The sequence below is a fragment of the Bradyrhizobium sp. SRS-191 genome (assembly GCF_024586915.1).
In the GTDB taxonomy this organism is placed as follows: Bacteria; Pseudomonadota; Alphaproteobacteria; order Rhizobiales; family Xanthobacteraceae; genus Bradyrhizobium.
In genome coordinates, this window is the sequence record NZ_JANBVS010000017.1 from 15,186 (window position 1) to 41,303 (window position 26,118).

A 26,118-nucleotide genomic window follows, 5' to 3' on the forward strand; every position below is an offset into this window, starting at 1 on the left:
ATGCTGGCGCCCTCCCCCAACATCGTGTTTTCTCCGCCTGCGCCGCGCGCCGATGGGTATGTCGTAGCCGGCGAAGATGCGCCAGCTTGGCTTGCGGCTGCCTTTGCCGTAGCGGGGACGCTGGTCGCGATGATGTCGGCCGCGCTGTGGCAACAGGCACCGGCTGCCCCCGAGACCGTGGCCGCAGCCGCCGTGCCGCAGATGATGATCGCTCAACCAGTGCCGAAGCCGCAGGAAACGCCGGTGCCTCTTCCCGCACTAACCATGGCTCCGCCGATGCCATTGCCCTCGGCAACCCCGGTCGAGCCGCCAGCGCCGCCCACGTCATCGACAGCCCGCGCGGAGCCCCAGAGCGCCGCGAAGGCGCCTGCCGAATGCTTCGCACCGCTGGCCATCTCGTTCGAGCGCGGCAGCACGCGGCCTCATCCGGGCGACATGAAGCGCGCGCTGACTGTCCTGCAAAAGGCACTCTCGCGCCATGGCGACGCGGCCATCCTGATCGAGGGCCACGCCGACGCCAGCGGCAGCGAGGATCTCAACGTGCTCTTGAGCTATTCGCGCGCGAAGGCCGTCGCGGAGCTCTTGAAGAAGGACGGCATTTCGCCGCGGATGTCGGTGAGCGCAGCCGGCGCAGGCACCGCGCGCGGCGACTCCGAGGCGGCCGCGAACGATCGCAAGGCTGTTCTGCGCATCGCCGGCGTCGACGATTGCGATCACCTCACGGAAGCGAAGCGACCATGACCTTCTATGCCATCGTGAGCGGCGTTGGTGCCGCCATCCTGCTGTTGACCGCAGGCTATCTGTTCGGGGCGCGCCAGGGCGCGGTCGCCCGCGACCATCTGCGACGGCAGGTACAAGTCCAGGCGGCGAGCCTCAATCAGTTGCAAGACCAGAGCAGCCATGACGCCAGCGAGCGGGAAACAAGCCTGCGCAGCGCGATCCAAGACGTGCTGGCGCCGCTGGTCGAACGCGAGCGCATCTCGCTGGACCTCGCACATCTCGCAACGCGTCCGGGCCGACGGCGCGAGCTGGTGCCGCTGCTCGACAGGATCGCCGAGGTCGGCCGCTTCGAGACCGTGCTGTTGACGAACGAGGAAGGGCTGCCGCTGGCCGCCAACACCGCCGGCCATCACACCGAGCAATTGGCCGCGGCTGCGACGCGGCTGGCGCTGGTCGCCGAGAAGATCGCCGACGAGAACGACATCGCGCCGCTCTCGGTCATGCTGCGCGATGCGTCGGATACGACGACGCTGTGCCGCATCTTCCGGGTGCAGGATCAGACCTTGACGCTGACAGCCCTGTCCAACGATGCGCGGCTCGCCTCCGTCGCGCTCGATCCGGCGCTTGCGAAAGTTCAAGTAGCGCTGACCGCGCCGGCTTGAGGCGCCCAAACGCGCAAAGGGCGCAGTCCCTCTTGCGAGGCACTGCGCCCTTCGCCGACCTCATTGTCAGGGATGAGGCCGACTACACGCGGCTGCGACCGCGGGCGAGGCCCACGACGGCCGACACCAGGAACAGCACGATAGCGATGAAGAAGATGATCTTGGCGATCTCGATGGAGGCACCGGCGACGCCGCCGAAGCCGAGGATGCCGGCGATCAATGCGATAACCAGGAAGGTAACGACCCAGCTTAACATGACACGACCTCTGTCTCTCGATTGCGGTTCAAAGCGACGCGGAGCTTGCGCCGTTGCCAGGACAATCGAGGCCGGGAACAAAGGTTCCGGGCTCTTTCCGAGGTAAAAATTCGCGATTCGCCGGAACAAAGTCGGCGGAAACCGGCGCGCATCCGCACGGGCTGCCCCGATTTAGGGCTGTAAAACGCTCCCAGCGGCCCCATATCACCATCAATCCCTGCTATGAGGGCTCCTTCCTGCAGACCCCTTGATGTCGTCGTATGATGCCGTCAGAGGGACGAGATTGATTCGCCGATGACCGAGCCCAACCGCGTAAGCCGCTTTCCTGCACCCGACCACCAGCCCGTTGCCGGCGGCATCGCCGCGCGCGCACGCGCTGCCGCGAGCGGCGGTGCGCGTTATCTCTCAGGCCTCAACCCGGAGCAGCGCGACGCCGTCGAGACGCTCGACGGCCCGGTGCTGGTGCTGGCCGGCGCGGGCACCGGCAAGACCCGCGTGCTGACGACGCGCATCGCACATATCCTGAGCATGGGACGCGCCCGTCCGAGCGAAATTCTGTCGGTGACCTTCACCAACAAGGCCGCGCGCGAGATGAAGACGCGGCTCGCCGAGATGCTGGGACAGGCCGTCGAAGGCATGCCGTGGCTCGGCACCTTCCACTCGATCTCCGGCCGCATCCTGCGCAGCCATGCCGAGCTGGTGCAGCTCAAATCCAACTTCACGGTGCTCGACACCGATGATCAGATTCGCCTGCTCAAGCAGCTGCTGCAGGCCGAGAACATCGACGACAAGCGCTGGCCGGCGCGCATGCTGGCCGGCCTGATCGACGGCTGGAAGAACCGCGGGTTGGCGCCATCGCAGGTGCCCTCGGGCGAGGCCGCCGTGTTCGCCAACGGCAAGGGCGGCAAGCTCTATGCGAGCTATCAGGAGCGGTTGAAGATCCTCAACGCCGCGGATTTCGGCGACCTGCTGCTCGAGAGCATCCGGCTGTTTCGCGAAAACCCGGACGTGCTGCGGCAGTATCAGAGCCGCTTCAAGTTCATCCTGGTCGATGAGTACCAGGACACCAACGTCGCGCAATATCTGTGGCTGCGGCTGCTGTCGCAGGCGCCTACGCCTGCTGCCGCCACAGCCGCCGCTGCCCCCTCTCCCCTTGTGGGAGAGGGTGGATCAGTTGAGCGCAGCGAAACTGAGCCGGGTGAGGGGTTCTCTCCGCTTGCTCCTGCGCCTGCGGACAGAGACCCCTCACCCGCCTCGCTGCGCTCAGCCCCCTCTCCCTCAAGGGGAGAGGGGAACGACGTTTCCGCGGCCAAGACTGCCCTCAAGAACATCTGCTGCGTGGGCGACGACGATCAGTCGATCTATGGCTGGCGCGGCGCCGAGGTCGACAACATCCTGCGCTTCGAGCACGACTTCCCCGGCGCCAAGGTCATCCGCCTCGAACGCAACTACCGCTCGACGGGCCACATCCTCGCCGCCGCCTCGCATCTGATCACGCATAACGAAGGCCGGCTCGGCAAGACGCTGCACACCGAGGACGTCGAGGGCGAGAAGGTCACCGTGACCGGCGCATGGGACTCGGAAGAGGAAGCCCGCGGCATCGGCGAGGAGATCGAGGAGCTGCAGCGCAAGGGCGAGCATCTCAACGACGTCGCGATCCTGGTGCGGGCGTCCTACCAGATGCGCGAGTTCGAAGACCGCTTCGTCACGCTCGGCCTGCCCTATCGCGTCATCGGCGGCCCCAGATTCTACGAGCGCGCCGAGATCCGCGATGCGCTGGCTTATCTGCGCGTCATCAACTCGCCGGCCGACGACCTCGCCTTCGAGCGCATCGTGAACGTGCCGAAGCGCGGGCTCGGCGATGCCACCGTGCAGCTGCTGCACGACCATGCCCGCAAGCGCCGCATTCCGCTGTTCGAGGCGGCCCGCGCCGTGGTCGAGACCGACGAGCTGAAGCCGAAGGCGCGCGGTTCGCTGCGCGGGCTGGTTTTGCAATTCGAGCGCTGGCGCGCCCAGCGCGAGGTGACGCCGCACACCGAGCTCGCCGAGATCGTGCTCGACGAGAGCGGCTACACCGAGATGTGGCAGAAGGACCGCTCGGCCGACGCGGCAGGTCGCCTCGACAACCTGAAAGAGCTCATCCGCTCGATGGAGGAGTTCGAGAACCTGCACGGCTTCCTCGAGCACATCTCGCTGGTGATGGACCGCGAGGGCGCGGCCGACGAGGAAGCGGTGTCGCTGATGACCCTGCACTCGGCGAAGGGCCTGGAATTCGACAACGTGTTCCTGCCTGGCTGGGAGGAAGGCCTGTTCCCGAGCCAGCGGACGCTCGACGAGCAGGGCCGCGCGGGCCTCGAAGAAGAGCGGCGGCTCGCCCATGTCGGCCTGACGCGCGCCCGGCGTCGCGCCAAGATCTACTTTGCGACCAACCGCCGCATCCACGGCACCTGGACCACGACCATCCCGTCGCGGTTCCTGGACGAACTGCCGTCCGCGAGCGTCGAGATCACTGAATCCAAGGGCGGCTCGGGCTGGGGCGGCGCCGGCGGCTATGGCCCGTCGCGGTTCGACAATGTCGAGTCGTTCGGCTCGAGCTATTCGACGCCGGGCTGGCAGCGCGCCCAGGCGCGCCGTCCCGGCGCCGCGCGCGGTGGCTCGGAAGGCGGCTTCAAGGAGGAGCAATCTCCGTTCTCGGGTCACGATCCTTTCGGCGGTACATTCGGCCGCAACAAGCGCGGGCCGATGACGATCGAGGGCGAGCTGGTGGCGAAATCCACCGGCACCACGTCGGAGTTCGCGCCCGACGACCGCGTGTTTCACCAGAAGTTCGGCTATGGCCACGTCATCAAGGTCGACGGCAACAAGCTGACCATCGCCTTCGACAAGGCCGGCGAGAAGCACGTCGTCGACAGCTTCGTGCAGCGGGCGTGACCTCACGGCCGCGCGCCGCCGGTGGCGCGCGCTCGGCAAAAACGTCACCCGTCATCGAACTTCACACTTCGCCTTGGTTAGGCCTTGACCGTGGCGGCTCGCGTCGTATGAGATGCGTGCATGGTCCGGGGATACAATCTGTTCATTGTCGCGGTTGCGCTTTTGGTCCCGTCGCTTGCGACGGCGCAGACGATGAGCTTTGGCGACTCCGCCGGGCTGATCGCATCGAGCTGCGGCGCCGACATCACGGCCAATTGCCGCGGCGTCAATCTCGATTCCAACCGGCTCAAGGAATGCCTGTCGCGTAACCAGGACGTGGTGTCTGCGCAGTGCAAGGCGACCTATTTCAAGGCGTTCGAGGCGATCCAGAAGCGCATCTCGGCCCGCGTGACCGTGGCGAATGCCTGCCAGCGCGAGATCGTCAAGCTGTGCGGCGGCTCGACCAAGGAGACCAGCAAATCGATCCCCTGCCTGCTGACCACCAATGGCGTCAGCGCGCGCTGCCAGCAGTCGCTCGGCGAGGCGGGGTATCGCTGATGCGGAGGTCGACATCACTGCTGGGGATGATCGCCGCCTCGCTGCTGCTCGCAAGCCTCCCTGCGCGAGCGCAAGAGGTGACGCGCGAGGACATCGTGCGCCAGCTCAGCCGGTTCGAGACCGCACCCACGCTCGATCTGCCCGCGCTCAAGCAGCAGACCCAGGAACGCTCGAAGATCCGCAGCCGCAACGAGCCGCCGCCGCAGAAGCGGACGCCGATCGCGCCGGAGCTGATGAACCTGCCGGCCTTCAACGTCGACATCCAGTTCGACGTGGACACCCCGATCGTGCGACCGGAATCCTATCAGGCCGTCGGCCGGATCGCCGACGCGATGGTGTATGCGGACCTCCTGCCCTACACCTTCCTGATCGTTGGTCACATCGAAGCGAACGGCAAGCGCGAGTCCAACGTCCTCCTGAGCCAGCGCCGCGCCGACGCCATCCGCGACATTCTTGCGAATACCTTCAAGATCTCGGTCAAGCGGCTGCAGTCGGTCGGACTCGGCGAGGAGCAGCTGCTCGACCCCTCGAAGCCGACGGCGCCGGTCAATCAGCAGATCCAGATCATCACGGTCGCCAAGACCATCGAAGAGGCGGCTCCGCCGCCGCCGGCCCCGGCTGCCGCCGCGCCGGGCAAGCAGGCCCCACGCAAGCACCGCAATTGACGCAAGCGAGGTCTGCGCCGACGCCTTGAACCCGCGGCGTCACCGGCGCGACTGCCCTTCAGGGCCGCTCTCGGCGGCTGATGCCAATGGAACCCGTTCTCAGGCGGGCGCATTGGGCTTTTTGCGCAGCGAAGTCTGGAGAAGCGGGCTCTTGGAGCGGGCTCTTGGAGAAGCGGATCTGGGCATTATTGCCGGTTTGTCGATGCAGCCGCTTGATGGTATAGCCCCGTCTTTGCGGCCGTCGATTGAGCGGGGGTCGATCTCATTGACGAGCGAGCTAGCCATGAACGCCATGTTTCGACGCCAGATGATCGACTACGTCGAATACCATCGCGATCCGCGCAACGGCTTGATGCATGTGCTCGGAATCATCCTGCTGTTCCTCGGCGCCGTGCTCCCCCTGAGCTTGTGGCATTTCGACGCTCTCGGCATCCGGATCAGCCTGGGCGCCGTGCTGGCGCTGCCTGTGCTGGCCTATTGGCTGCTGCTCGATGCCGCACTCGGCGCCGGCATCCTGGCCTTCGCGGTGCTATTCCTTGGTGCGGCCATGATGATTGCCGATCACGTCCACGGATTGGCCCTGTGGGCCTTGTTTGCCGCGCTTGTGATCGTTGGCCTGGTATCGCAGGCCGTGGGCCACAAGGTCTTCGAGCGCAACAATCCGTCGCTGCTGGATCACCCGGCGCATCTGTTTCTTGGACCGATGTTCGTAATGGCGAAACTGTACATGGCGTTGGGTTTCCGGCCGTCGGTGGCCGACCTCATTGCGCCGAACTGGTCGCCTGATCGGCTGGCATCGGACCGTCTTCAAGGCGATCAACACTCGCGTCCCTGATGAAAGTCCTCGTTACCGGCGGCAGCGGTTTCATCGGCCACCACCTCGTTTCCGCGTTGGCGACGCGGGGCGCCGAGGTGCGCGTGCTCGACATCCGCTGTCCCAGCCACATGATCGCTGATGTGGAGTACATCGAAGGTTCGGTGCTCGATGCCGGCCTCGTGAAGCAGGCGATGGCCGGCGTCGATCAGGTCTATCACCTCGCCGGACTGCCGGGCATGTGGATGCCCGACCGTGAGGACTTCTACCGCGTCAACTGCGTCGGCACGGAGACGGTGCTGGCCGCGGCGCGCGCCGGCCGGGTCCGCCGCTTCCTGCATTGCTCGACCGAATCCATCCTGTTCGACTATCCGGGCTCGACGGGCGCGGCTGCTGCGCCGACGGCGCCGCCGGCGGAGGCCATGCCGGGCGCCTATACCCGCTCCAAGGCGCTGGCCGAGGCGCGCGCTATGGAAGCTGCCGCAGACGGCTTTCCCGTCGTCGTGGGCACGCCGACGATGCCGATCGGCCCGCATGACAGCAACCTGACACCACCGTCCCAGATGCTGCTGCACTTCCTGGACAGCCGGGTGCAGCTCTATCTCGATTTCATCGTCAACCTGGTCGACGTCCGCGACGTCGCCGCGGGCCTGATCCTGGCGATGGAACGCGGCAAGGTCGGCGGCCGCTACGTGTTCGGCGGCGAGAGCCTGCCGCTCAGCCGGATCCTGGAGCTGATGGCGGCGATCAGCGGCCGCAAGCATGTGACCGTCTCGGTGCCGGGACGGCTGGCGGAACTCTCGGCAGGCATGCTGGAGTTCATCTCCGATCACCTCACCAAGCGCTGCCCCTCCGGCACCGCCGAAGGCGTGCGGATCGCCCGCTCGGCCTCGGACCTGTCGATCGACAGGGCCAAGCGCGAGCTCGGCTATGCGCCGCGTCCGATCGAGCCCACTCTGCGCGAGACCATCGCCTTCCTGCTCGATTCCGAGCAGGCCAAGCGGCTCGACGAGAAACAACACCCTTTTCGCACCGCGGCCGAATAGCTAAGAGCGGCCGGTCCCACGTCTCATAACGGTTCCCAAGACATGTCCGGCGATGCCAGCCCCATTTCGTCAGTTGCGTTCAGCGGCTGGACCACCACCTGGCCCACCTCCCTGCTCGCCATCATCTGGCTGATCTGGCTCGCCAGCTGGGTCGGGGCCTCGTTCTGGTCCGGGCAGACGCGCAAGCATGTGACGGTCATCAAGACCAGCCGCTATCACGCGCTGATCGTGCTCGGCGGTATCCTGTTCACGCCCTGGACCTCGCGCCTCCTCGGCGAGACGCCGTTCTGGCACCCCGGCGAGACCGGCGTGTACCTGCTCACGATCGTGACCCTGGCCGGCATCGCCTTCACCTGGTGGGCGCGCATCCATCTCGGCCGGTTCTGGTCGAACGCGATCACCCACAAGGAAGGCCATAAGGTCATCGATACCGGCCCCTACGGCATGGTTCGGCACCCGATCTATACCGGCCTGATCCTCGGCATGATCGCCACGGGGATCGCGGTGGGGACGGTGACCGCCGTGCTCGGCGCCGTCCTGATCTCGCTCGGCATGGCCTGGAAGGCGAAGATGGAAGAAGGGTTCCTGGCGCAGGAGCTGGGACCCGACTACGTCGCCTACAGCCGGCGCGTGCCGATGATCATCCCGTTCCTGCCGGCCGGCTGAGCCCGGAGCAACTCACCGCCGCATTTGCGCTTCCGCCGGCGGCGGCGACGGCTGGTTGGCCGCCTGCGGCAGCAGATGGCGCGGCAGGATGATGCGCTGGCCCGGGACCAGCGGCTGAGCGGCGAGACCGCGATTGGACTGCTGCAGCGCCCAGAGCGGAATGCGATAGGTCGCGGCGATCTGGTCGAGGGTCTCGCCCGGGCGCACCGCGACTGCGGTGCCGCTGTCCCACAGCTCGACCGAGGTTTTAGGCGGGATCAGATAGCGCAGCGGCACGGGATCAGCGTCGGCGGTAGCGGAGGTCTGCGACAGCTGGCTGATCATGCTGACCAGCTGGGCGTGCACATCCTCCATCTTGTCGATGTTGATGTGCGTGACCTCGTCATGATCCTTCATGTCGAAGCTGGCGTAATGGCCGCGGAAGCCGGGCTCCGGCTTGACGTCGCCGCCGCCGAGAATGTTGTCCGACAGGAACAGGTTGATGAAGCGCTGCACGTTCGGCGGCACGCTCTTGGTGGCATGCGCGGGGTCGACGGTGACGACGAGCGCGACGGGGATGTTCTGCTCCTGCAGCGTGATCGCGATGCGGACGCTGCACAGCCCGCCCATGGAATGGCCGATCAGCACGATCGGCGCCTGATCCTGGCGGTAGTTCTTCGCCACCTGCAGCGCGATCAGATCGCACAGGGTGAATTCGTAGACGCTCGCCCAATATCCGGCCTTCTCGATCTTCTCGGCGAGGCGATCCATGCCGGTCGAGAACAGCGGGCCGAGCGCGCCGCGGAACAGATAGACCCGCGGCGGCGGCAGCGTCTGGACGGGCTCCGGCGGGCGCTCCGGAGCAGCGGGGCGGATGGCGGCCTGGGTCGGCGCCGTTGCGGTCTTGGCCGCCTTGCTGGGCGTGGTCGCGGCAGCGGCTCCTGCTTTGGCGGTCGCCGGCGCAGTCGTCGCGACAAGCCCGATGACCAGCAGCCCGGACACCCCGTGCCCGGCCACGGCCTGGGCGGCGTCGAGCCAGCCCCTCGCAATTCGCGCCAAACGGGTCATTCGCGCTCCCGGGAAAGCTCAAAGCTAGGATCAGGCAGGTCCATGTCCCCCCTGCCATACCGCTTGTCGTCGCCGAATGGGAGCATTTTGGGGCGCGCCGGGCGCCCCTCCGGGTGACTACCGGTATCCTGTAGCGCTGGCCGCGCGCTGCGGGGCGGCCATGCGGGTGGGCGGCCCGGCCGGCTGACGCCCCCTGCCGCCGAACACGACGCCATCGATCGCCCCGATCACCTTCTGCTGCATGATCTGGTTCTTCTCGATGGTGATGTGGCCGACGCCCGGAACCGCAGACCCCACGTCGACATTCTCGAGCTTGCCGTGAAAGCCGTCATCGCGGCGGACCGGCTCGCCGTTGCCGTTGGCGATGTAGAAGTTGATGTAGCGCTCGGCATTGCCGCCGACGAGCTTGGTCTTGAACACCGAGTCGAGACCGATGGCGAGCTTCACGGGCACGCCGAGCTGGCCGAGCTTGTTGATCATGTCCGGCAGCGCCGTGGCTCCGGAGGAATGGCCGACCAGGATGATGGTCTTGATCCGGCCGGCCTTGTAGGCCGTCGCCGCCTCGTCGGCCAGCGACGACCACGACACGAAATTGGCGACCGTGTTCGGGATGCCCTGCGAATCCAGCTTGGCGGCGATGTCGTCGAGCCCGAGCGAGAAGATGTTGAGCACGCCGCGCAGCAGATAGACATGCGTCGTGCCGGCAGCGCTCGCAGCCGCCGGGCTCGGCGCGGCACGGACCGATCCGGTTCCGAGCGGCAGGACCAGCGCAAGCGCCAAGGCGACCATGCCAAGCCAGCTGCCAAGCCAGCGCGCCGGAAGGCTGCGCGTCGAAATGGTGCGGGTCGTGCTGAAACGTGGCGTCATCGGTCCTTCTCCACGGCGGAAATGTCGAGACGGCGCGAACCGTACAAGAGATGCTCGCGGACGCAACATGGTGGAACGGCGTCCAGGGCGTTCATCGGGCCGACGTGGCCGCACGGCAACACTGGCCGAAATCGGCCATGAAAATGCCCGACCAGTGACACGATCAGTTCACGGACCTGCGATTGCGCGACCGCATCGCCGTTCCTATCTGTGCGCTTCCTTCCCTCTTCCTTCCCCTGCCTCTGCGCCATTCTTCTCCGCGCAGTTTGCGAATCGCAACGAACCCCCGTGATGGCTCCCGTCATTTCCGTTTCCGGCCTGTCGAAGACCTATCCGTCGGGCTTCACCTCGCTCAACAACGTCAACCTCGCGATCGAGCGGGGCGAGATCTTTGCCCTGCTCGGCCCGAACGGCGCCGGCAAGACGACGCTGATCAGCATCATCTGCGGCATCGTCAACGCCTCCACGGGCAAGGTCGCCGTCGGCGGCCATGACATCAACAATGACTACCGCGCCGCGCGATCGATGATCGGGCTGGTGCCGCAGGAGCTGCACACCGATTCGTTCGAGAGCGTGTGGGCGACGGTGAGCTTCAGCCGCGGCCTGTTCGGCAAGCCGAAGAACCCGGCCCTGATTGAGAAGATCCTCAAGGATCTGTCGCTGTGGGACAAGAAGGACGCCAAGATCATCACCCTGTCCGGCGGCATGAAGCGTCGCGTGATGATTGCGAAGGCGCTGTCGCATGAGCCGCAGGTGCTGTTCCTGGACGAGCCGACCGCGGGCGTCGACGTCGAGCTGCGCAAGGGCATGTGGGACGTCGTGCGCGAGCTGAAGGCCGCCGGCGTCACCATCATCCTGACCACGCATTACATCGAGGAAGCCGAGGAGATGGCCGACCGGGTCGGCGTCATCAACAAGGGCGAGATCGTGCTGGTCGAGGACAAGGCCAGGCTGATGGCAAAGCTCGGCCGCAAGCGGCTGAGCCTGCATCTGCAAAACCGGATCGACGCCATTCCCGAGACGCTGGCGCCGTATCATCTCACGTTGTCCGAGGACGGGTGGCGGCTCGCCTACGATTACGACACCAAGGGCGAGCGCACCGGCATCACCAGCCTGCTGGGCGATCTCCGCACCGCCGGCATCCGCTTTGTCGATCTCGAGACCAAGCAATCCTCCCTCGAAGACATCTTCGTCAGCCTGGTGAGCCAATGAACCTGCGAGCCGTCGCTGCAATCTACAAATTCGAGATGGCGCGCACCTGGCGCACGCTGTTGCAGAGCATCGTGTCGCCGGTCGTCTCGACGTCGCTCTACTTCGTGGTGTTCGGCGCCGCGATCGGCTCGCGCATCAGCGAGGTCCAGGGCGTCAGCTACGGCACCTTCATCGTGCCAGGATTGGTGATGCTGTCGGTGCTCACGCAGAGCATCGCCAATGCCTCGTTCGGGATCTACTTCCCGAAGTTCATCGGGACGATCTATGAGATCCTCTCGGCGCCGATCTCGCATGTCGAGATCGTGCTCGGCTATGTCGGCGCGGCCGCGACCAAGTCGATCATTCTCGGGCTGATCATCCTGGCCACTGCCGGGCTGTTCGTGCCGCTGCACATCCAGCATCCGGTCTGGATGCTGTCGTTCCTGGTGCTGACGGCGGTGACGTTCAGCCTGTTCGGCTTCATCATCGGCATCTGGGCCGACGGCTTCGAGAAGCTGCAGATGATCCCGATGCTGGTGGCGACGCCGCTGACGTTTCTCGGCGGCAGCTTCTACTCGGTCAACATGCTGCCGCCGACCTGGCACTCGATCGCGCTGCTCAATCCGGTCGTCTATCTGATCTCCGGCTTCCGCTGGAGCTTCTACGAGATCGCCGACGTCCGGGTGGAGATCAGCGTCGCGATGACGCTGGCCTTTCTCGCCATCTGCATGACGGCGATCTGGTGGATCTTCAAGACAGGCTACCGGCTCAAGCGCTGAGCCGGCAGCCCGTCACGCTGGGTTCAGCTCAGCGGTAGCAGTGGAAGCGACCGTAGCCGTCGCGGTAGCCGCGGCAGTGATAATGCCGGTGATAATAGGAGCGGTGCGGAATGCCGAGCGCGCCTTCGACGGCGCCCACTGCTCCGCCGACACCGGCGCCGACAGCACCTCCGACCACGCCGCCCACCGGCCCGCCGATGCGGTTGCCTTCGTGAGCGCCCTCATGGGCGCCGCGGATGATGCCTTGGGCATGCGCGACTGGCGGGAGCGCGAGCCACGCCAGCGCGAGGAAGAACAGTGCGAGCGCGGCGAGCAGATAGGTTAGGCGCTGCGGCGCGCGGTCATCGAGCACCGCCGTCTTGGCCTTCGTCGTGAGCATTTTGAATCCTGGGAACCGCATGGAGGAATGCTTGAAACGCCGATGCGGCCAAAAGGTTGCGCGCTGAGGGCAAATTGGACGGATTAGAGAAGTCCTAAACGTCGGCCCTTCGGCAACGAGATCAGTCGCGAAAATGTCAGTCGCGATGAACGGGCCGGAGCCTTTGCCTGCGACGTGCCTGCCATTAAGGTTGAGGCGTCCCTCGGCTGGAACAAAGCCTGGACTTCCGACATAGTGCAGGCCGATCGTGAGCCGCGGCATTTTGAAGTCTTGTTCTCAGGCTGTTTTGGAAGTCACGTTCTGACAGTCGTAGGCCCGGAGGCCAAAGGTTACATGCGTACCACTCTTTTTGCGGTTGCCGGCTTCGCCTTGCTGTCCGCCACGCCGGCGCTTGCCAAGGTCGACATCACCGTCGACAAGAACAATCAGATCATGACCGTGGCGGTCGACGGCGTCGAACGCTACCGCTGGCCGGTCTCGACCGGCATTCCATCACGCGAGACGCCGAACGGCACCTTCCGTGCATTCCGCATGGAAGCCGACCATTTCTCGAAGGAATTCGACGACGCGCCGATGCCGCATTCGATCTTCTTCACCAAGGTCGGGCATGCCATCCACGGCACCGATTCGGAAGGCCGGCTCGGCACGCCCGCCTCGCACGGCTGCGTCCGGCTGTCGAAGGCGAATGCCACGACCCTCTACGATCTCGTGCAGAAGGACGGCGTGCTCAACACCACGGTGACCCTGACCGGATCGGCGGAAGTGGCGCTGGCGCGCAATCCGCGCCGCGGCACCGCCGTGGCCCGCCGGGACACCCAGCCGCAGCAATATGACGACAATGGCGAGCCGGTGGTGCTGACGCCGCAGCCGCAATTGCTGCCGGGACGCCCAATCGTTCCGCAGCAGCAGCGCCCGGATGACGGCTACATCTACCCGGCGGACGGCAGCGACACCGGCGTGCGCTATCCGGCGCCGCGCGGCACCAGCCGTCAGGTGTATGGCGCGCAGGCCTATCCGCAGCAGCAGTATGACTACGACAGCGGCAATCCGAGTTATGCACAGCCGCGCTACTACCAGCCGCGATCCTATTATCAGCCGCGTGGCGGCTACTATACATACCAGGACTAATCAGACCCACTTCCAACCTGATTTGTGCAGCCGGATGCGCTCTGTCGCTCCGGCTGCATCCGTTTCAGGGGAGGCTCATGCGAGGCAAGCTCACTCGGCGCTCGCGCGCTCGAGCGTGGCCGGCGCGGGCTCGGCGGCGGCCTGCCCGCGAGCGGATGGCGCGCGTTTCCGGCGCTGCACCAGGTACTGATCCGCCAGCACACCGATCAGGATCACCGTGCCCATCACCGCGAAATTCAGCGAACTCGGGATACCCAGCAAGTTGACCAGGTTCTGCAGTACCTGCAGCAGGATCGTGCCGAGCACGACGCCGATGATCGAACCCTCGCCGCCGCGCAGTGAGCAGCCGCCGAGCACGGCTGCGGCGATCGCATAGAGCTCGTAGAACGAGCCGTGTACCGCCGGCGAGATCGAGCGGGTGTACATCGCGATCAGCACCGCTGACAGCGCGGTCAGGCCGCCGCAGATCACATAGGCCGAGATCGTGACGCGATCGGAGCGGATGCCGGAATAGCGTGCCGCCTCCTCATTCTTGCCGACGGCGTAGAAATAGCGGCCGTAGACGGACCGGTGCAGCACAAGCCAGGCGATGCCGGCGACGATCACCAGCGCGACGACACTGTGCGGCAAGGGAAAGCCGAGCACGTTGGTGCGGCCTGCCGTGAGCCATTCCAGCATCGGGAAGCTCGCGCCATAGCCGAAGCCGGCGGTGGCGTCCTCGGTGTAGTAGCGGGCGGCGCCGCGATAGATCAGCAGGCCGCACAGGGTCACCACGAACGGCTGAATCTTCATCTTGGTGACCAATGTGCCGTGGACGGTGCCGATCGCGACACCACCAAGGATGATGAGCGCAAAGGCCAGGATCCAGTCGACGTCGCGATTGACGATCAGGTCGATGAACAGCACGCCGAGCAAGGCGATCACCGATCCGACCGCCAGCTCGATGCCGCCGACGATGATGACGAAGGCCTCCGCGATCGAGAAGATGCCGAACATGCCGACCTGGTTGGCGGTGTTGGAGAGGTTGCCGACCAGGAGGAAGCGCGGGTTGATGAAGGCCACGACGGCGCCGACCACCAGGATCAGGACCAGCAGGCTGAGATCTTTCTTCTGCACAGGCGCCTCGCTCAGATGGTGTGACCGACGGCGAGCTGCAGCACATTGTGCTCGCTGAACGCGCCGCGCTCCAGGAAACCGGAAATCCGCCCTTCATGCATCACGGCGATGCGGTCGCTCACCCCGATCACCTCTTCCATGTCGCTCGAGATCATCAGGATGGCGACGCCGGCATCGGCGAGCCGCCGCAGCGTGTCGTAGATCTCCTGCTTGGCCCCGACATCGATGCCGCGCGTCGGCTCGTCGAAGATCAGGACCTTCGGCCGCATCGACAGCCATTTCGCGAGCACGACCTTCTGCTGGTTGCCACCGGACAAGGTGCCGACCTGCATCTTGACGTCGGGCGCCCGGATCTTGAGGCGTTCGCGCTGGCGGTCGGCGTTGTCGGTCTCGCGAGACCTGTCGACCAGCCCCAGGCTTGCATAGGACGCGAGATCCGGCAGCGAGATGTTCTCGGCGATCGGGAAGTCGAGCAGCAGGCCGCAGCCTTTGCGGTCTTCCGGAATGAGATAGATGCCTCGATCGATCGCCGCGCGCGGCGTCGAGATGCGGACGGGCTCGCCATCGAGACTGATGCCGCCGGCCAGCAGGGGTTCGACACCGAAAATGGCGCGCGCGAGCTCGGTCCGTCCGGAGCCGACGAGCCCGGCGAGACCGAGGATCTCGCCGCGTCGCAGTTGCAGGCTCACGGCCCGGCGCGGATAAGTGGACGTGACGGCATCGACGACATCGAGGACCGTGTCGCCGGGCGGCGCCGCCGGCGGCACGTAGCGCGACCGCAGGTCCCGGCCGATCATCAGCCGGATCATCGCCGCCGGATTGAGCTCGCCGCGCGTCAGCGTGCCGACCGTGCGGCCGTCGCGCAGCACGACGGCGCGGTCGGCGCATTGCACCACCTCGTTCAGGCGGTGGGTGATGAAGATGACGCTGACGCCGTCTGCCTTCAGGCCGGCGATGACCTGCATCAGCCGCGCGGTCTCCGACAAGGTCAGGCTCGAGGTCGGCTCATCCATGATGACGCAGCGCGCGTTCAACGACAGCGCCTTGATGATCTCGACCAGCTGGCGCTGCGCCAGCGACAGCTCCGCGAGCGGCGTGTCCGGCGCGAAGTCGGCTGCAAGGCGCGCGATCAGCGGCTGCACCTTGGCACGCAGCGTGGCGCGGTCGATCAGCCGGAGCGGCCCGCCAAACACCGGCTCGCGGCCGATGAAGACGTTCCCCGCGACATCGAGATTGTCGAACAGGTTCAGTTCCTGATGCACGAAGGCGATGCCGGCCGCGATCGCATCCGTCACGGTGTAGCTGGTGCGGTCGGCGCCATCGATGCGAATGGTGCCGCTGCTCGGCGCGACCACGCCGCCGAGCACGCGCATCAATGTCGACTTGCCGGCGCCGTTCTCGCCGAGCAGCGCGACAACTTCGCCGGGCGCAATCGACAAGCTGACGTGGTCGAGGGCGACCACGCCAGGATAGGTCTTGCCGATGTCGATCAGCTCGAGGAAAGGCCCGGACACGCCGGCCGCCGCATCACTTCTTGAGCATCGACTTCATCTGCGCCATGAAGTCCTCGACGTTGGACTTGTCGATGACCTTGCCGGGCACGATGATGATGCCGTTCGCCGGAACGCCGGACTTGTCGCCCTGCACGACCTTGGCCATCAGCTTCATGCCCTGATAGCCCCACTCATAGGGCTGCTGCACGACGGTGCCTTCGATCGCGCCGTCCTTGACGCCGCCGAGCGTGATCGGATCCTCGTCGAAGCCGATGATCTTGATCTTGCCGAGCTTGCCGGCTTCCTTCAGCACCTCATAGATGCGCGGGGTGTTGTAGGAGTAGAAGCCGACCAGGCAGCTGACATCCGGCATCGCCGCCAGAATGTCCTCGACGTTGCGCTTGGCGCGCGTCTGGTCGATCTCGTCGCCACGGACGTCGACCAGCTCGACCTTCGAGCCCTTGATCGTCTCCTTGACGCCCTCGATGCGCTCACGCGCATTGTCGGCGCCGAGCAGGCCGACGAAGCCGACGCACTTGCCGCCGTTCGGCAGCGCCTTCAGCATCAGCTTGCCGGCATCCTTGCCGAGCTCGGTGTTGGAGGAGCCGATATAGGCGATGCGCTTCGATTGCGGCGCGTCGCTGTCCGTGGTGAACAGCACCGTCTGGCCGGCGATCTTGTTGAGGTGCTCGGTCTGGTTCTTCGGATCGACCGCGCTCACCATGATGCCGGCAGCGCCGGCGGCGACGAGGTCATCCAGCATCCGCTGCTGCACGGCGGCGGCCGCCTGCTCCGGATATTTGAGCTGAAGGTTGTAGTCGGGCAGCTCGCCCTGCGCCTTCTTCACGCCGGCCTCGGCGATCTTCCAGAAGTCGGACGCGCCGTTGACCACGAACGCCAGGACCTTCTTGTCAGCGGCTCCTGCCGAGCCGACGCCGAGCGCCACCGCCAACAGAGCAGACGCACCAGCCATCCAAAGACGCTTCATCGAACCCCTCCCATGTCAGCCGGCCTGCTTGATGCGACCGGCATTTGTAATCACCACAAGAACTCATAGGCCCGAGCGGAAAGCGTCCGCCCGGTCGGGCCAAAGATCTCAGCTCGATCTCAGCAGCCCCGGCGTGCTCGTGCCGTTTGGCAAAGCGGCATCAGCCCGAAGGGGTCGTGGAGATTTGAATCGAAGATCGCCCGTCCGTGCCAGCTACTGGGCCCTTCGAACAGCATCGCCGTCGGGAACCAGATATGAGGCACGCACCTCAGGTAGCATGATCGGGGCAGCCACGCAACAAAGCCGGTGAGGAAAGCCGATATTCAAGCGTTTTGCGGCGCAATAGGTTTACATGCCCAACGACCGGCCGGGCGAGCTTCTACTGCAATGCAACTGAAAGGAGGGCGCATTGCGAGGTGCGCACCTCTTGCCGCTACGAGAGTCATCGGCGCCTTCCGCGAGACGGAGGGCCTCGCGAGCGAGCCGTTGGCTCGCGCTATTCGCCGTCGCGGAGGCGCCGATACACGGCGCCGAGGATGTTCGAATAATCGTCGGTCCAGACCCGCTCGCCATCCGTGGGCTCTGTCTCGGTCCATTTGTTCGACGAGGCGAGCTTGCCGACATCGGCCTCCTCGCGCGCGCTGACGACGACGTCGGTGGCGAAGATGTATTCGTCATCGCGGCCGGAGTCCTCGTTGTAGACCCAGCTCTTCATGTCGTTGGCATCGGCGATGCCGACGACGACGCTCTCGAGTTCGAGGTGGCGGTTGGAGACATGCATGACCACGGCGCCCTGCGGCGCCAGCTTGGCCTTGTAGATCGCCATCGCCTCTTCGGTGGCGAGGTGGATCGGGATCGCATCGGACGAATAGGCATCGACGATGATGAGGTCGTAGACGCCGTCCGGCTCCTTGGCGAAGGTCAGACGGGCATCGCCGATGACGGGCTTGAAGTCCGGCGCGCAGTTCTTGATGTAGCTGAAATATTTCGGATCGCTGGCGGTATCGACCATGGTCTGGTCGATCTCGAAATACTTCCAGTCCTCGCCGGGCTCGGCCGCGCAGGTCAGCGTGCCCGAGCCGACGCCGATCACGGCGACCTTGAGCGGCGCGCCCTTGCGCTCGCGGATCGCGGTGATGGCGCGGCCGATGCCGCCGTCCTTGTGATAATAGGTGATCGGCTCGGGACGGCCGGTGACCTTGGAACCGTCAGCGTTGAGATATTTCTGCGCGCCGTGGATCGTCGTGCCGTGCATCAGCACGTGATAGTGGCCATCGGAGGTAACCACGATCTTGTGCACGCCGAAGAAGCTGCGCACGGTCTCGATGCGGCCATCATCTGCGGGATAGGCGCGGATCAGCACCAGCGCGAGCGCGGCCGTCGCGAACACCTTCCAGCGGTCGCCGTTGAGCAGCAGCGCAAGCAGCGCCGCCAGCACGCCCACGGCGCCGGCGACATAGACGCGATGATCCTCGAGATAGGTGGTGACCTTGCCGGTCATCGCAGCTGGAACCAGAAGGGCGATGGCGATCGCGGCCAGCACGATCCAATACCAGCGCGTCAGCCGCGGCCATCGCTCGGTGACATCGGGGCGGCACAGCGCCGCCATCGCCAGCAGGATCGGATATTCAGCCACCCAGGAGAAGGTGAACGGCGCAATCAGCCCGGCGAACAGGCCGCCGACCATGCCGCCGAACGACAGCGCGACATAGAAGCCGGTGAGATATTTCGCAGGCGGCCGCGTGCGCGCGAGCTCGCCATGACAGGCCATCGCGATGATGAAGAAGCAGAGCTGGTGACCGCCCAGCGTCAGCGCGAGGTTCTGCTCGCCGCCGAACGCGAGCAGTACGACGACGCCCGCGATCGCGAGCGGCTGCAGTGCCAGCATCCATTTGTGCGGCAGCAGCGGCCGCGACTGGAACACCAGCACCCAGGTGAGCAGATAGAGCGACAGCGGCAGCACCCAGAGCAGCGGCGCGGCCGCGACGTCGGTCGAAATGTGCGCCGTCACCGCGATCAGCAGGCCCGAGGGTACGGCGGCGAGGAAGATCCAGCGCAGGCGCAGCAGCCAGCGCGGCGCGGGCGCGTCGGTCACATCATTCTGCAGCAGGCTCGCCACCGTCACGGGCGATCGCAACAGCAACACGCCGCAGCCGGCGATCAGCGCGATCAGCAGGCCATAGCCGCCGGTCCAGATCAGGTTCTGCATGCGCAGGCTGAAGATCGGCTCGATCAGAATGGGATACGACAACAGCGCCAGGAAGCTGCCGATGTTCGACGACGCGTAGAGGAAATAAGGATCGGGACCGGCGGGATGGCCCGTACGCACGAACCAGGCCTGGAGCAGCGGATTGTTGGCGGCGAGCGCGAAGAACGGCAGGCCGATCGAGGCCGCGAACAGGCCGAGCAGCCAGACCGCATAGCCCGATGTCGGCGGATCGCCCCAATGGCCCGCGATCGACAGCGGCAGGCTCAGCAGCGCGAAGCCGAGCAGCAGGAGATGAATCGCCACGGGGATCACCCGGCTGCGCAGCTGGGTGAGGAAATGGGCGTAGGCATAGCCGGCGAGCAGCAGCGCCTGGAAGAACACCATCGCCACCGACCACACCGCCGGCGAGCCGCCGAGCCGCGGCAGCACCATCTTGGTGAACAGCGGCTGCACCGAGAACAACAGCAGCGCGCTGACGAAGATCGCGGCGGTATAGACGACGAGGACCAGCCGGTTGCGGGCGGCGGAGGGCTGGGCGACGGCGGCGGGCGAGGCGATTGAGGTCATGACAACTCCAGCAGCAGCGCGGTCGGCATCAGGTGCGACGGCCAGACCGCGACGCGCAGACGACACATAGCGGATCGCAGGGCGGTATGGCGAGCAGCTGCGGCAAAACCGAGTTCCCCTTGACGCGGCGCCGATCCGGGGCGACAGCACGTTGCAGCGGTTCCCGGTGGACCGGCACTGCCGGTCATTAAGCAGGGCTATTTGAAGCGGACATGAACGAAACCGACGTCATCATCATCGGCGCGGGCCATAATGGCCTCACCTGTGCTGCCTATCTCGCCAAAGCGGGGCTGCGCGTGCATGTGGTCGAACGCCGCAAGGTGATCGGCGGCGCCGCCGTGACGGAGGAGTTTCATCCGGGGTTCCGCAACTCCGTCGCGTCCTACACGGTGAGCCTGCTCAATCCGCGCGTGATCTCCGACCTCAGGCTGCACGAGCACGGCCTCGAGATCGTCGAGCGCCGCGCGCAGAACTTCCTGCCCTCCCCTGATGGGCGCTATCTGCTGACCGGGGAGGGCCGCACGCAGGCGTCCGTTGCCCGCCTCAGCCCCGGTGATGCCGAGGCGATCGGCCCGTTCTCGGCGCGGCTGGAGGCGATCGCGGATGTGCTGCGCAGCCTCGTGCTGCGGGCGCCGCCGAATCTCGTGGCGCAGTTCGGGCTGCCGGCGATCCGCGAGGCGTTCAATGCACTCGGCACCGCCAACACGCTGCGCGCGCTGTCGCTGGAGCAGCAGCGCGACCTGCTCGATTTGTTCACGCGCTCGGCCGGCGAGATGCTGGACGAGATCTTCGAGACCGACCTGGTGAAGGCCCTGTTCGGCTTCGACGCCATCGTCGGCAACTATGCCAGTCCCTACGCGGCCGGCTCGGCCTATGTGATGCTGCACCACGCCTTCGGCGAGGTGAACGGCAAGAAGGGCGTCTGGGGCCACGCCATCGGCGGCATGGGCGCGATCACCCAGGCGATGGGCCGGGCGCTGAAGGAGCTGGGCACGCTGGTCGAGATCGACTGCGGCGTCCGCGAGGTGATCGTCGAGCGCGACCGCGCCGTCGGTGTCGTGCTCGAGGACGGCCGCGCGCTGCGCGCTCGCCACGTCGTCGCCAACGTCAATCCGAAGCTGCTTTACACCCGCCTGGTGCCGGCCGGCGCGCTGCCGGCGCCCTTCCTCAGCCGCATCCGCAACTGGCGCAACGGATCAGGCACGTTCCGGATGAACGTGGCGCTCAGCCGGCTGCCCTCGTTCAGCGCGCTGCCCGGCGAAGGCGACCATCTCTCGGCCGGCATCATCCTGGCCCCCAGCCTCGGCTATATGGACACGGCCTATCTCGATGCGCGGGCGCAGGGCTGGAGCCGTGATCCGGTCGTCGAGCTGCTGATCCCGTCCACGCTCGATGCGACGCTGGCGCCGGCGGGGCAGCACGTCGCCAGCCTGTTCTGCCAGCACGTCGCGCCGGAACTGCCGGACGGCCGCTCCTGGGACGATCATCGCGACGAGGTCGCCGATCTCATGATCGCGACCGTCGACCGCTACGCGCCGGGTTTCGCGGCCAGCGTCATCGGCCGGCAGGTGCTGTCCCCGCTCGATCTCGAGCGGCAGTTCGGATTGCTCGGGGGCGACATCTTCCACGGCGCCCTGACGCTGAACCAGCTGTTCTCGGCCCGGCCGATGCTGGGCTACGCCGACTATCGCTCGCCGCTGAAGGGCCTCTACCATTGCGGCTCGGGCAGCCATCCCGGCGGCGGCGTCACCGGCGCGCCCGGCCACAACGCGGCGCAGGCGATCCTGGCCGACCATCGCGCTTTGTTCGGTTGAGGACAGGCTGTGGACGGGCGGTGGAAGACCGGCCCGTCACCGCGTGAATTGGCGGTGCAACACAAGCGTTGGAGGGTGTGGATGGAGCGCCGCGAAGGCTGTGCACAACCCTGTGGGACGTTTGTGCCTGGGCTGTCGAAATCGCAGCTCAAAATGAAAAACCGGGCACTGAGGCCCGGTCCCTCGAGAACGCCGCAGCGTAGATTATTTCAACGACGAGTTGATGGAGTCGAACTTGCTGGTGAGCGAAGAGCCCAGCCCGTTCACGGCCGCGATGATCGCCAGGGAGATGCCGGCTGCGATCAGGCCGTATTCGATCGCGGTGGCACCGGATTCGTCGCGCAAGAACTTCAAAACAATGGTCTTCATCTCTACCTCGTTTCCCAACCCAGGAACCGAGGCTTTCCGGTTCCTATGACGGGAACATTAGGCGGAGAGAACCTAAGGTTGGTCTAACGGCGCTCGATCAACTCGTTACGATTTTTCTCGGCAATTGCGATGCAACTTTTAGGCAGCGGGCGGGCCTCGTGAGGACAACCGGAAGCTGCCCCCATTTCACGTCATTTTGGCCAAAGAGCTTGCGCCGGCGGCGAGATTGCTTAACCACAGCCCTCAAATCCTTCCCGGACCCATGCCCATGACCTCAGCCGCGACCCCTGCGACCTACAAGGCGACCTTCACGGTTGCGGACGAAGCCACCGCACGGCCGGCGGTCGACGTCCTGACCGAGGTGTTTTTCGAGGGCGACGCCGCGGTCGCTGCCTTCGAGCGGACGGACGGACAATGGGACGTCACGGTCCACTTCGCCGACCCGCCCGACCAGGCGCTGGTGCGCGAGCTCGTCGGCGGGGCGGCCGGAGCCTCCGTGGCCGAAAACCTGACCTTCGAGGCGGTCGAGGCCAAGGACTGGGTCAAGGCCAGCCTGGATGACCTCGTCCCCGTCCCGGCGGGCCGCTTCATGGTCCATGGCCACCATGACCGCGAACGGGTGCCCGGGAACAAGCTCGGCATCGAGATCGAGGCGGCGCTCGCCTTCGGCACCGGCCATCACGGCACCACGCGCGGCTGCCTGCTGCTGCTCGACCACGTTCTGAAGCGATGGGCGCCGCGACACGTGCTCGACCTCGGCACCGGCACCGGTGTGCTAGCGATCGCGGCCGCCAAGGCGACCCGCCGCTCCGTGCTGGCCAGCGACATCGATGCCCCCTCGGTCAGGGTCGCGCGGGACAATGCCCGGCACAACGGCGCCGGCCCGCTGGTTCAGGTGATCCGCGCCACCGGCTTTGCCGCGGCCGAATTTGCCGAAGCCGGGCCATTCGACCTGGTGCTGGCGAATATTCTTGCAAACCCGCTGCGGCAGCTGGCGGCGCCGATGCAGCGCCACCTCGCGCCCGGGGCCTTCGTAATTCTGTCAGGCCTGTTGACGCCGCAGGCGCGCGCCGTCCTCGCCGCGTATCGCGCGCGCGGCCTGGTTCCGGTCAAGCATCTCAGGATCGAGGGCTGGAGCAGCCTGTTGCTGCAAAAACAGTCGTGAGCGCGGATCAACTCGCGTCAGGACCGACGATGGCCGAGCGCGACGCCGTGAACACGGCGCAGCGAGCGGAAGGCAATTACGTCTTCGACTGACTCTGCTGCGAGACCGACTCGGAGTTCTTGCGAGACCCACGCCGGACACGAGGTTCAACGAGTCGGTGAACGAGATCGGCCAGCGCGCTGCGCGGCTTCTGGACGGGTGTGGCAGTCGGTGCGTGCGGCGTCGGCGCCGACAGTTTCTCGAAGGTAAAAGCAGGCATTGTGCATCCCCTCGCCATTGAGTTGAGGCACTCCCCGGATTGTGTGACCGTGGCTGATCTTTACGATCGTGGTCCCACATCCATCACGTTTCCTCGCCGCATCTCTTCCGGATGACCGGCATGCGACAGCAAATCTTTTTGCACAGGCGAATGCAAGGAGATTCTTCGTGCACTGCACGCCTAACTGGATGAGTATCTGTCGCAGTTAAGATCCACGCCTAAAGTATGAGACCGATGTTCGAAGCCCTGTTCCAGACGTTCGAAGAACCCGAAACCGGCGTCGCGCTGACGGCAAGGCTGGCCGCGCTCCGCGAGGAGCTGGCCCGGCGCAAGCTCGCAGGCTTCATCGTGCCGCGCGCGGACCAGCAGCAGAACGAATATGTGCCGCCCTCGGACGAGCGGCTGGCGTGGCTGACGGGCTTCACCGGCTCGGCGGGCCTTGCAATGGTGTTGCCGCAGCAGGCCGCGATCTTCGTCGACGGCCGCTACACCCTTCAGGCCGCCAAGCAGGTCGACGGCAAGGCGTGGACGGTGGAGTCGCTGATCGAGCCGCCGCCGGAGACCTGGCTCACCGCCCATCTGCAGAGTGGCGACCGCATCGGCTTCGATCCCTGGCTGCATACCACCGCGGCGGCCGAGCGCTTCGCGGCGGCCTGCGCCAAGGCCGGCGCCGAGCTGGTGCCGGTCGACAGCAATCCGATCGACAGCATCTGGACCGAACGTCCGCTGCCGCCGCTCGGTGCGGTCTCCATCCACGGCGCGGAATTATCCGGCGAGGCCGAGGCCGAGAAGCTCGGGCGCATCCGTCAGGAGATCGAGCGGCTCGGCGTCGAGGCGCTGGTGCTGTCCGACTCGCACAACGTCGCCTGGACCTTCAACATCCGCGGCGCCGACGTGTCGCACACGCCGCTGCCGCTGTCCTATGCGCTGGTGCCGAAGGCCGGACGGCCGACGATCTTCATCGACAGCCGCAAGCTCTCGAACCTCACGCGCGATCATCTCGAGCAGAGCGCCGAGGTGGCTGAGCCCGATGCGCTGACGACGCGGCTGACGGAGCTCGCGCAATCGGGCGCGGCGATCGCGCTCGACAGCGCGACGGCTGCGGATGCGCTGACACGGCTGGTCCAGGGCGCCGGCGGCAAGGCTGTGCGCGGCGCCGATCCGGTCAGCCTGCTGAAGGCCGCCAAGAACGGGGTGGAGATCGAAGGCACCCGCCGCGCGCACCGGCGCGACGCCGTCGCGCTGGCGCGCTTTCTCGCCTACATCGATCGCGAGGCGCCCAAGGGCAGCTTGACCGAGATCGACGCGGTCGAGGCGCTGGAGAGCTTCCGCCGCGACACCGGCGCGCTCAAGGACGTCTCGTTCCCCACCATCTCCGGTACCGGCCCAAACGGCGCGATCGTGCATTATCGCGTCACCCGCAAGAGCAACCGCCGCATCATGCCCGGGGATCTCCTGCTGATCGATTCCGGCGCGCAGTATCAGGACGGCACCACCGACGTCACCCGCACCATCGCGGTGGGCACTCCGACCGACGAGATGCGCGATCGCTTCACCCGGGTGTTGCGCGGCCATCTGGCGATCGCCCGCGCGCTGTTTCCCGACGGCACCACCGGCGCGCAGCTCGACACCTTGGCGCGGCAGTTCCTGTGGCAGGCCGGAATCGATTTCGAGCACGGCACCGGCCACGGCGTCGGCAGCTATCTGTCGGTGCACGAAGGTCCGGCGCGGATCTCCAAGCTCGGCACCACACCCTTGAAGCGCGGCATGATCCTGTCCAACGAGCCCGGCTACTACAAGACCGACGCCTTCGGCATCCGCATCGAGAACCTCGAGCTGGTGGTGGCCAAGGAGATCAATGGCGCGGAGAAGCCGATGAACGGCTTCGAGGCGCTGACGCTGGCGCCGATCGATCGCCGGCTGATCGATGTGGCGATGCTGAGCAACGACGAGCGCGCCTGGCTCGACACCTATCATGCCCGCGTCAGGGACGCCGTGCGCGCTGCGCTCGATGAGCCGGACCAGCTCTGGCTGGATCAGGCGACCGCGCCATTGTAGCCGCCCAACTATCAGGAAAGTAATTACAAGATTGTCACGGCAGTCCCTTGAACGACGAAGCTGAGCACCCTCAACAACGAGCGCGGTGCACATGACTGCGCCCTCTCCCCTTGCGGGAGAGGGCATGTCGGACAGTTCGGCGAGCTCGGTTGGGTGAGGGGTATCTCTCCACGCGTGCGCACGCGGAGAGATACCCCTCACCCAACCGAGAAATTGGATGGGCCGGCGATGCCCTCTCCCGCAAGGAGAGAGGGCACAGTCACGCACAGCGCCGAGTGACGTTCAAGCAGCCCGTCAGGCGCGTAGGGCACGGGGGACGCGACCACCGCCGGCTAGACCCCGGCACCCCGGCGGCAGGACTGAACGGATGGATCTCTCTAAGACTGTGGGCA

Annotated in this window: 23 protein-coding genes; 14 read left to right on the plus strand and 9 right to left on the minus strand. The window is 66.0% G+C overall.

Translation table 11 applies throughout. The annotated features are described in order from the left end of the window. Together NLR35_RS25775 and NLR35_RS25780 are read left to right on the plus strand one after the other, a co-directional pair. Window positions 1-741, plus strand: a complete 741-nt coding sequence (locus NLR35_RS25775; RefSeq protein WP_257169339.1) for an OmpA family protein — start codon at window positions 1-3, stop codon at window positions 739-741. Further along, on the plus strand, window positions 738-1,382 hold the full coding sequence (locus NLR35_RS25780) for a hypothetical protein (protein WP_257169340.1): 645 nt from the start codon (window positions 738-740) through the stop codon (window positions 1,380-1,382). The genes NLR35_RS25775 and NLR35_RS25780 overlap by 4 nt, the downstream gene beginning before the upstream one ends. An 82-nt stretch (window positions 1,383-1,464) precedes the next feature. On the opposite strand, the gene NLR35_RS25785 is transcribed toward NLR35_RS25780, so the two are convergent. Continuing rightward, complete coding sequence (locus tag NLR35_RS25785; RefSeq protein ID WP_015665123.1) at window positions 1,465-1,638, minus strand: DUF1328 domain-containing protein; 174 nt, start codon at window positions 1,636-1,638, stop codon at window positions 1,465-1,467. Window positions 1,639-1,932: 294 nt separating this feature from the next. Between NLR35_RS25785 and NLR35_RS25790 the strand changes: the two genes are divergently transcribed. From NLR35_RS25790 to NLR35_RS25815, 6 genes are all read left to right on the plus strand, one after another. Further along, the gene (locus NLR35_RS25790; RefSeq protein WP_257169341.1) at window positions 1,933-4,569 is read left to right on the plus strand and encodes an ATP-dependent helicase; all 2,637 of its coding nucleotides are present in this window, start codon (window positions 1,933-1,935) and stop codon (window positions 4,567-4,569) included. A gap of 120 nt (window positions 4,570-4,689) precedes the next feature. After that, window positions 4,690-5,106, plus strand: coding sequence for a hypothetical protein (locus tag NLR35_RS25795; protein ID WP_257169342.1), 417 nt, complete (start codon window positions 4,690-4,692; stop codon window positions 5,104-5,106). Continuing rightward, window positions 5,106-5,771 (plus strand): OmpA family protein, encoded by a 666-nt coding sequence (locus tag NLR35_RS25800; protein WP_257169343.1) that lies wholly within the window; start codon window positions 5,106-5,108, stop codon window positions 5,769-5,771. Before NLR35_RS25795 ends, NLR35_RS25800 begins: the two co-directional genes overlap by 1 nt. Window positions 5,772-6,054: 283 nt before the next feature. Then, window positions 6,055-6,606: a DUF962 domain-containing protein gene (locus NLR35_RS25805; protein WP_257169344.1), complete on the plus strand. Its 552-nt coding sequence runs from the start codon at window positions 6,055-6,057 to the stop codon at window positions 6,604-6,606. After that, window positions 6,606-7,631, plus strand: a complete 1,026-nt coding sequence (locus NLR35_RS25810; protein WP_257169345.1) for an NAD-dependent epimerase/dehydratase family protein — start codon at window positions 6,606-6,608, stop codon at window positions 7,629-7,631. The genes NLR35_RS25805 and NLR35_RS25810 overlap by 1 nt, the downstream gene beginning before the upstream one ends. 42 nt (window positions 7,632-7,673) lie before the next feature. Beyond that, complete coding sequence (locus NLR35_RS25815; protein ID WP_257169346.1) at window positions 7,674-8,297, plus strand: isoprenylcysteine carboxylmethyltransferase family protein; 624 nt, start codon at window positions 7,674-7,676, stop codon at window positions 8,295-8,297. Window positions 8,298-8,309: 12 nt separating this feature from the next. Here NLR35_RS25815 and NLR35_RS25820 read toward each other — a convergent pair whose 3' ends face one another. Further along, window positions 8,310-9,344, minus strand: coding sequence for an alpha/beta fold hydrolase (locus NLR35_RS25820; RefSeq protein WP_257169347.1), 1,035 nt, complete (start codon window positions 9,342-9,344; stop codon window positions 8,310-8,312). 117 nt (window positions 9,345-9,461) lie between these two features. Then, on the minus strand, window positions 9,462-10,211 hold the full coding sequence (locus NLR35_RS25825) for a hypothetical protein (protein ID WP_257169348.1): 750 nt from the start codon (window positions 10,209-10,211) through the stop codon (window positions 9,462-9,464). A 291-nt stretch (window positions 10,212-10,502) separates the two neighbouring features. Between NLR35_RS25825 and NLR35_RS25830 the strand changes: the two genes are divergently transcribed. Both NLR35_RS25830 and NLR35_RS25835 read left to right on the plus strand, forming a co-directional pair. Further along, entirely contained in the window at window positions 10,503-11,423 is a 921-nt protein-coding gene (locus NLR35_RS25830; protein ID WP_257169349.1) for an ABC transporter ATP-binding protein, read from the plus strand. Continuing rightward, the gene (locus NLR35_RS25835) at window positions 11,420-12,181 is read left to right on the plus strand and encodes an ABC transporter permease (RefSeq protein WP_257169350.1); all 762 of its coding nucleotides are present in this window, start codon (window positions 11,420-11,422) and stop codon (window positions 12,179-12,181) included. The genes NLR35_RS25830 and NLR35_RS25835 overlap by 4 nt, the downstream gene beginning before the upstream one ends. Before the next feature lie 28 nt (window positions 12,182-12,209). Here the strand turns inward: NLR35_RS25835 and NLR35_RS25840 are convergent, their stop codons facing one another. Then, the gene (locus NLR35_RS25840) at window positions 12,210-12,560 is read right to left on the minus strand and encodes a hypothetical protein (protein ID WP_257169351.1); all 351 of its coding nucleotides are present in this window, start codon (window positions 12,558-12,560) and stop codon (window positions 12,210-12,212) included. Between the two features lie 333 nt (window positions 12,561-12,893). On the opposite strand from NLR35_RS25840, the gene NLR35_RS25845 reads away from it, so the two are divergent. Further along, on the plus strand, window positions 12,894-13,688 hold the full coding sequence (locus tag NLR35_RS25845; protein ID WP_257169352.1) for a L,D-transpeptidase family protein: 795 nt from the start codon (window positions 12,894-12,896) through the stop codon (window positions 13,686-13,688). A 90-nt stretch (window positions 13,689-13,778) separates the two neighbouring features. On the opposite strand, the gene NLR35_RS25850 is transcribed toward NLR35_RS25845, so the two are convergent. The 4 genes from NLR35_RS25850 to NLR35_RS25865 all read right to left on the minus strand — a co-directional run bounded on the left by NLR35_RS25850 (window position 13,779) and on the right by NLR35_RS25865 (window position 20,061). Continuing rightward, on the minus strand, window positions 13,779-14,804 hold the full coding sequence (locus NLR35_RS25850) for an ABC transporter permease (RefSeq protein ID WP_257169353.1): 1,026 nt from the start codon (window positions 14,802-14,804) through the stop codon (window positions 13,779-13,781). An 11-nt stretch (window positions 14,805-14,815) separates the two neighbouring features. Continuing rightward, window positions 14,816-16,318 (minus strand): sugar ABC transporter ATP-binding protein, encoded by a 1,503-nt coding sequence (locus NLR35_RS25855; protein ID WP_257169354.1) that lies wholly within the window; start codon window positions 16,316-16,318, stop codon window positions 14,816-14,818. Between the two features lie 13 nt (window positions 16,319-16,331). Beyond that, a complete protein-coding gene (locus tag NLR35_RS25860) occupies window positions 16,332-17,285 on the minus strand; it encodes a sugar-binding protein (RefSeq protein ID WP_374940860.1) in 954 nt (317 codons plus the stop codon). A 496-nt stretch (window positions 17,286-17,781) separates the two neighbouring features. Next, entirely contained in the window at window positions 17,782-20,061 is a 2,280-nt protein-coding gene (locus NLR35_RS25865; RefSeq protein ID WP_257169355.1) for a spermidine synthase, read from the minus strand. A 212-nt stretch (window positions 20,062-20,273) separates the two neighbouring features. On the opposite strand from NLR35_RS25865, the gene NLR35_RS25870 reads away from it, so the two are divergent. Next, window positions 20,274-21,875 (plus strand): NAD(P)/FAD-dependent oxidoreductase, encoded by a 1,602-nt coding sequence (locus tag NLR35_RS25870; RefSeq protein ID WP_257169356.1) that lies wholly within the window; start codon window positions 20,274-20,276, stop codon window positions 21,873-21,875. Between the two features lie 204 nt (window positions 21,876-22,079). Here NLR35_RS25870 and NLR35_RS25875 read toward each other — a convergent pair whose 3' ends face one another. Beyond that, window positions 22,080-22,244: a Flp family type IVb pilin gene (locus tag NLR35_RS25875; protein ID WP_257169357.1), complete on the minus strand. Its 165-nt coding sequence runs from the start codon at window positions 22,242-22,244 to the stop codon at window positions 22,080-22,082. A 268-nt stretch (window positions 22,245-22,512) separates the two neighbouring features. Here NLR35_RS25875 and NLR35_RS25880 point away from each other — a divergent pair, with 268 nt between their 5' ends. Then, window positions 22,513-23,409, plus strand: a complete 897-nt coding sequence (locus tag NLR35_RS25880; protein ID WP_257169358.1) for a 50S ribosomal protein L11 methyltransferase — start codon at window positions 22,513-22,515, stop codon at window positions 23,407-23,409. 493 nt (window positions 23,410-23,902) lie between these two features. Further along, entirely contained in the window at window positions 23,903-25,726 is a 1,824-nt protein-coding gene (locus NLR35_RS25885) for an aminopeptidase P family protein (protein ID WP_257169359.1), read from the plus strand. The last annotated feature ends 392 nt before the right edge of the window (window positions 25,727-26,118 follow it).

What these genes read in the sequence shown, in the direction of transcription:
- NLR35_RS25815 (WP_257169346.1), top strand. Translation starts at nt 7,674, where the DNA reads ATGTCCGGCGATGCCAGCCCCATTTCGTCAGTTGCGTTCAGCGGCTGG.
- NLR35_RS25810 (WP_257169345.1), top strand. Translation starts at nt 6,606, where the DNA reads ATGAAAGTCCTCGTTACCGGCGGCAGCGGTTTCATCGGCCACCACCTC.
- NLR35_RS25790 (WP_257169341.1), top strand. Translation starts at nt 1,933, where the DNA reads ATGACCGAGCCCAACCGCGTAAGCCGCTTTCCTGCACCCGACCACCAG.
- NLR35_RS25880 (WP_257169358.1), top strand. Translation starts at nt 22,513, where the DNA reads ATGACCTCAGCCGCGACCCCTGCGACCTACAAGGCGACCTTCACGGTT.
- NLR35_RS25870 (WP_257169356.1), top strand. Translation starts at nt 20,274, where the DNA reads ATGAACGAAACCGACGTCATCATCATCGGCGCGGGCCATAATGGCCTC.
- NLR35_RS25865 (WP_257169355.1), bottom strand. Translation starts at nt 20,061, where the DNA reads ATGACCTCAATCGCCTCGCCCGCCGCCGTCGCCCAGCCCTCCGCCGCC.
- NLR35_RS25830 (WP_257169349.1), top strand. Translation starts at nt 10,503, where the DNA reads ATGGCTCCCGTCATTTCCGTTTCCGGCCTGTCGAAGACCTATCCGTCG.
- NLR35_RS25775 (WP_257169339.1), top strand. Translation starts at nt 1, where the DNA reads ATGCTGGCGCCCTCCCCCAACATCGTGTTTTCTCCGCCTGCGCCGCGC.
- NLR35_RS25820 (WP_257169347.1), bottom strand. Translation starts at nt 9,344, where the DNA reads ATGACCCGTTTGGCGCGAATTGCGAGGGGCTGGCTCGACGCCGCCCAG.
- NLR35_RS25805 (WP_257169344.1), top strand. Translation starts at nt 6,055, where the DNA reads ATGAACGCCATGTTTCGACGCCAGATGATCGACTACGTCGAATACCAT.
- NLR35_RS25785 (WP_015665123.1), bottom strand. Translation starts at nt 1,638, where the DNA reads ATGTTAAGCTGGGTCGTTACCTTCCTGGTTATCGCATTGATCGCCGGC.
- NLR35_RS25875 (WP_257169357.1), bottom strand. Translation starts at nt 22,244, where the DNA reads ATGAAGACCATTGTTTTGAAGTTCTTGCGCGACGAATCCGGTGCCACC.
- NLR35_RS25795 (WP_257169342.1), top strand. Translation starts at nt 4,690, where the DNA reads ATGGTCCGGGGATACAATCTGTTCATTGTCGCGGTTGCGCTTTTGGTC.
- NLR35_RS25800 (WP_257169343.1), top strand. Translation starts at nt 5,106, where the DNA reads ATGCGGAGGTCGACATCACTGCTGGGGATGATCGCCGCCTCGCTGCTG.
- NLR35_RS25885 (WP_257169359.1), top strand. Translation starts at nt 23,903, where the DNA reads ATGTTCGAAGCCCTGTTCCAGACGTTCGAAGAACCCGAAACCGGCGTC.
- NLR35_RS25835 (WP_257169350.1), top strand. Translation starts at nt 11,420, where the DNA reads ATGAACCTGCGAGCCGTCGCTGCAATCTACAAATTCGAGATGGCGCGC.
- NLR35_RS25845 (WP_257169352.1), top strand. Translation starts at nt 12,894, where the DNA reads ATGCGTACCACTCTTTTTGCGGTTGCCGGCTTCGCCTTGCTGTCCGCC.
- NLR35_RS25780 (WP_257169340.1), top strand. Translation starts at nt 738, where the DNA reads ATGACCTTCTATGCCATCGTGAGCGGCGTTGGTGCCGCCATCCTGCTG.
- NLR35_RS25840 (WP_257169351.1), bottom strand. Translation starts at nt 12,560, where the DNA reads ATGCTCACGACGAAGGCCAAGACGGCGGTGCTCGATGACCGCGCGCCG.
- NLR35_RS25860 (WP_374940860.1), bottom strand. Translation starts at nt 17,285, where the DNA reads ATGAAGCGTCTTTGGATGGCTGGTGCGTCTGCTCTGTTGGCGGTGGCG.
- NLR35_RS25825 (WP_257169348.1), bottom strand. Translation starts at nt 10,211, where the DNA reads ATGACGCCACGTTTCAGCACGACCCGCACCATTTCGACGCGCAGCCTT.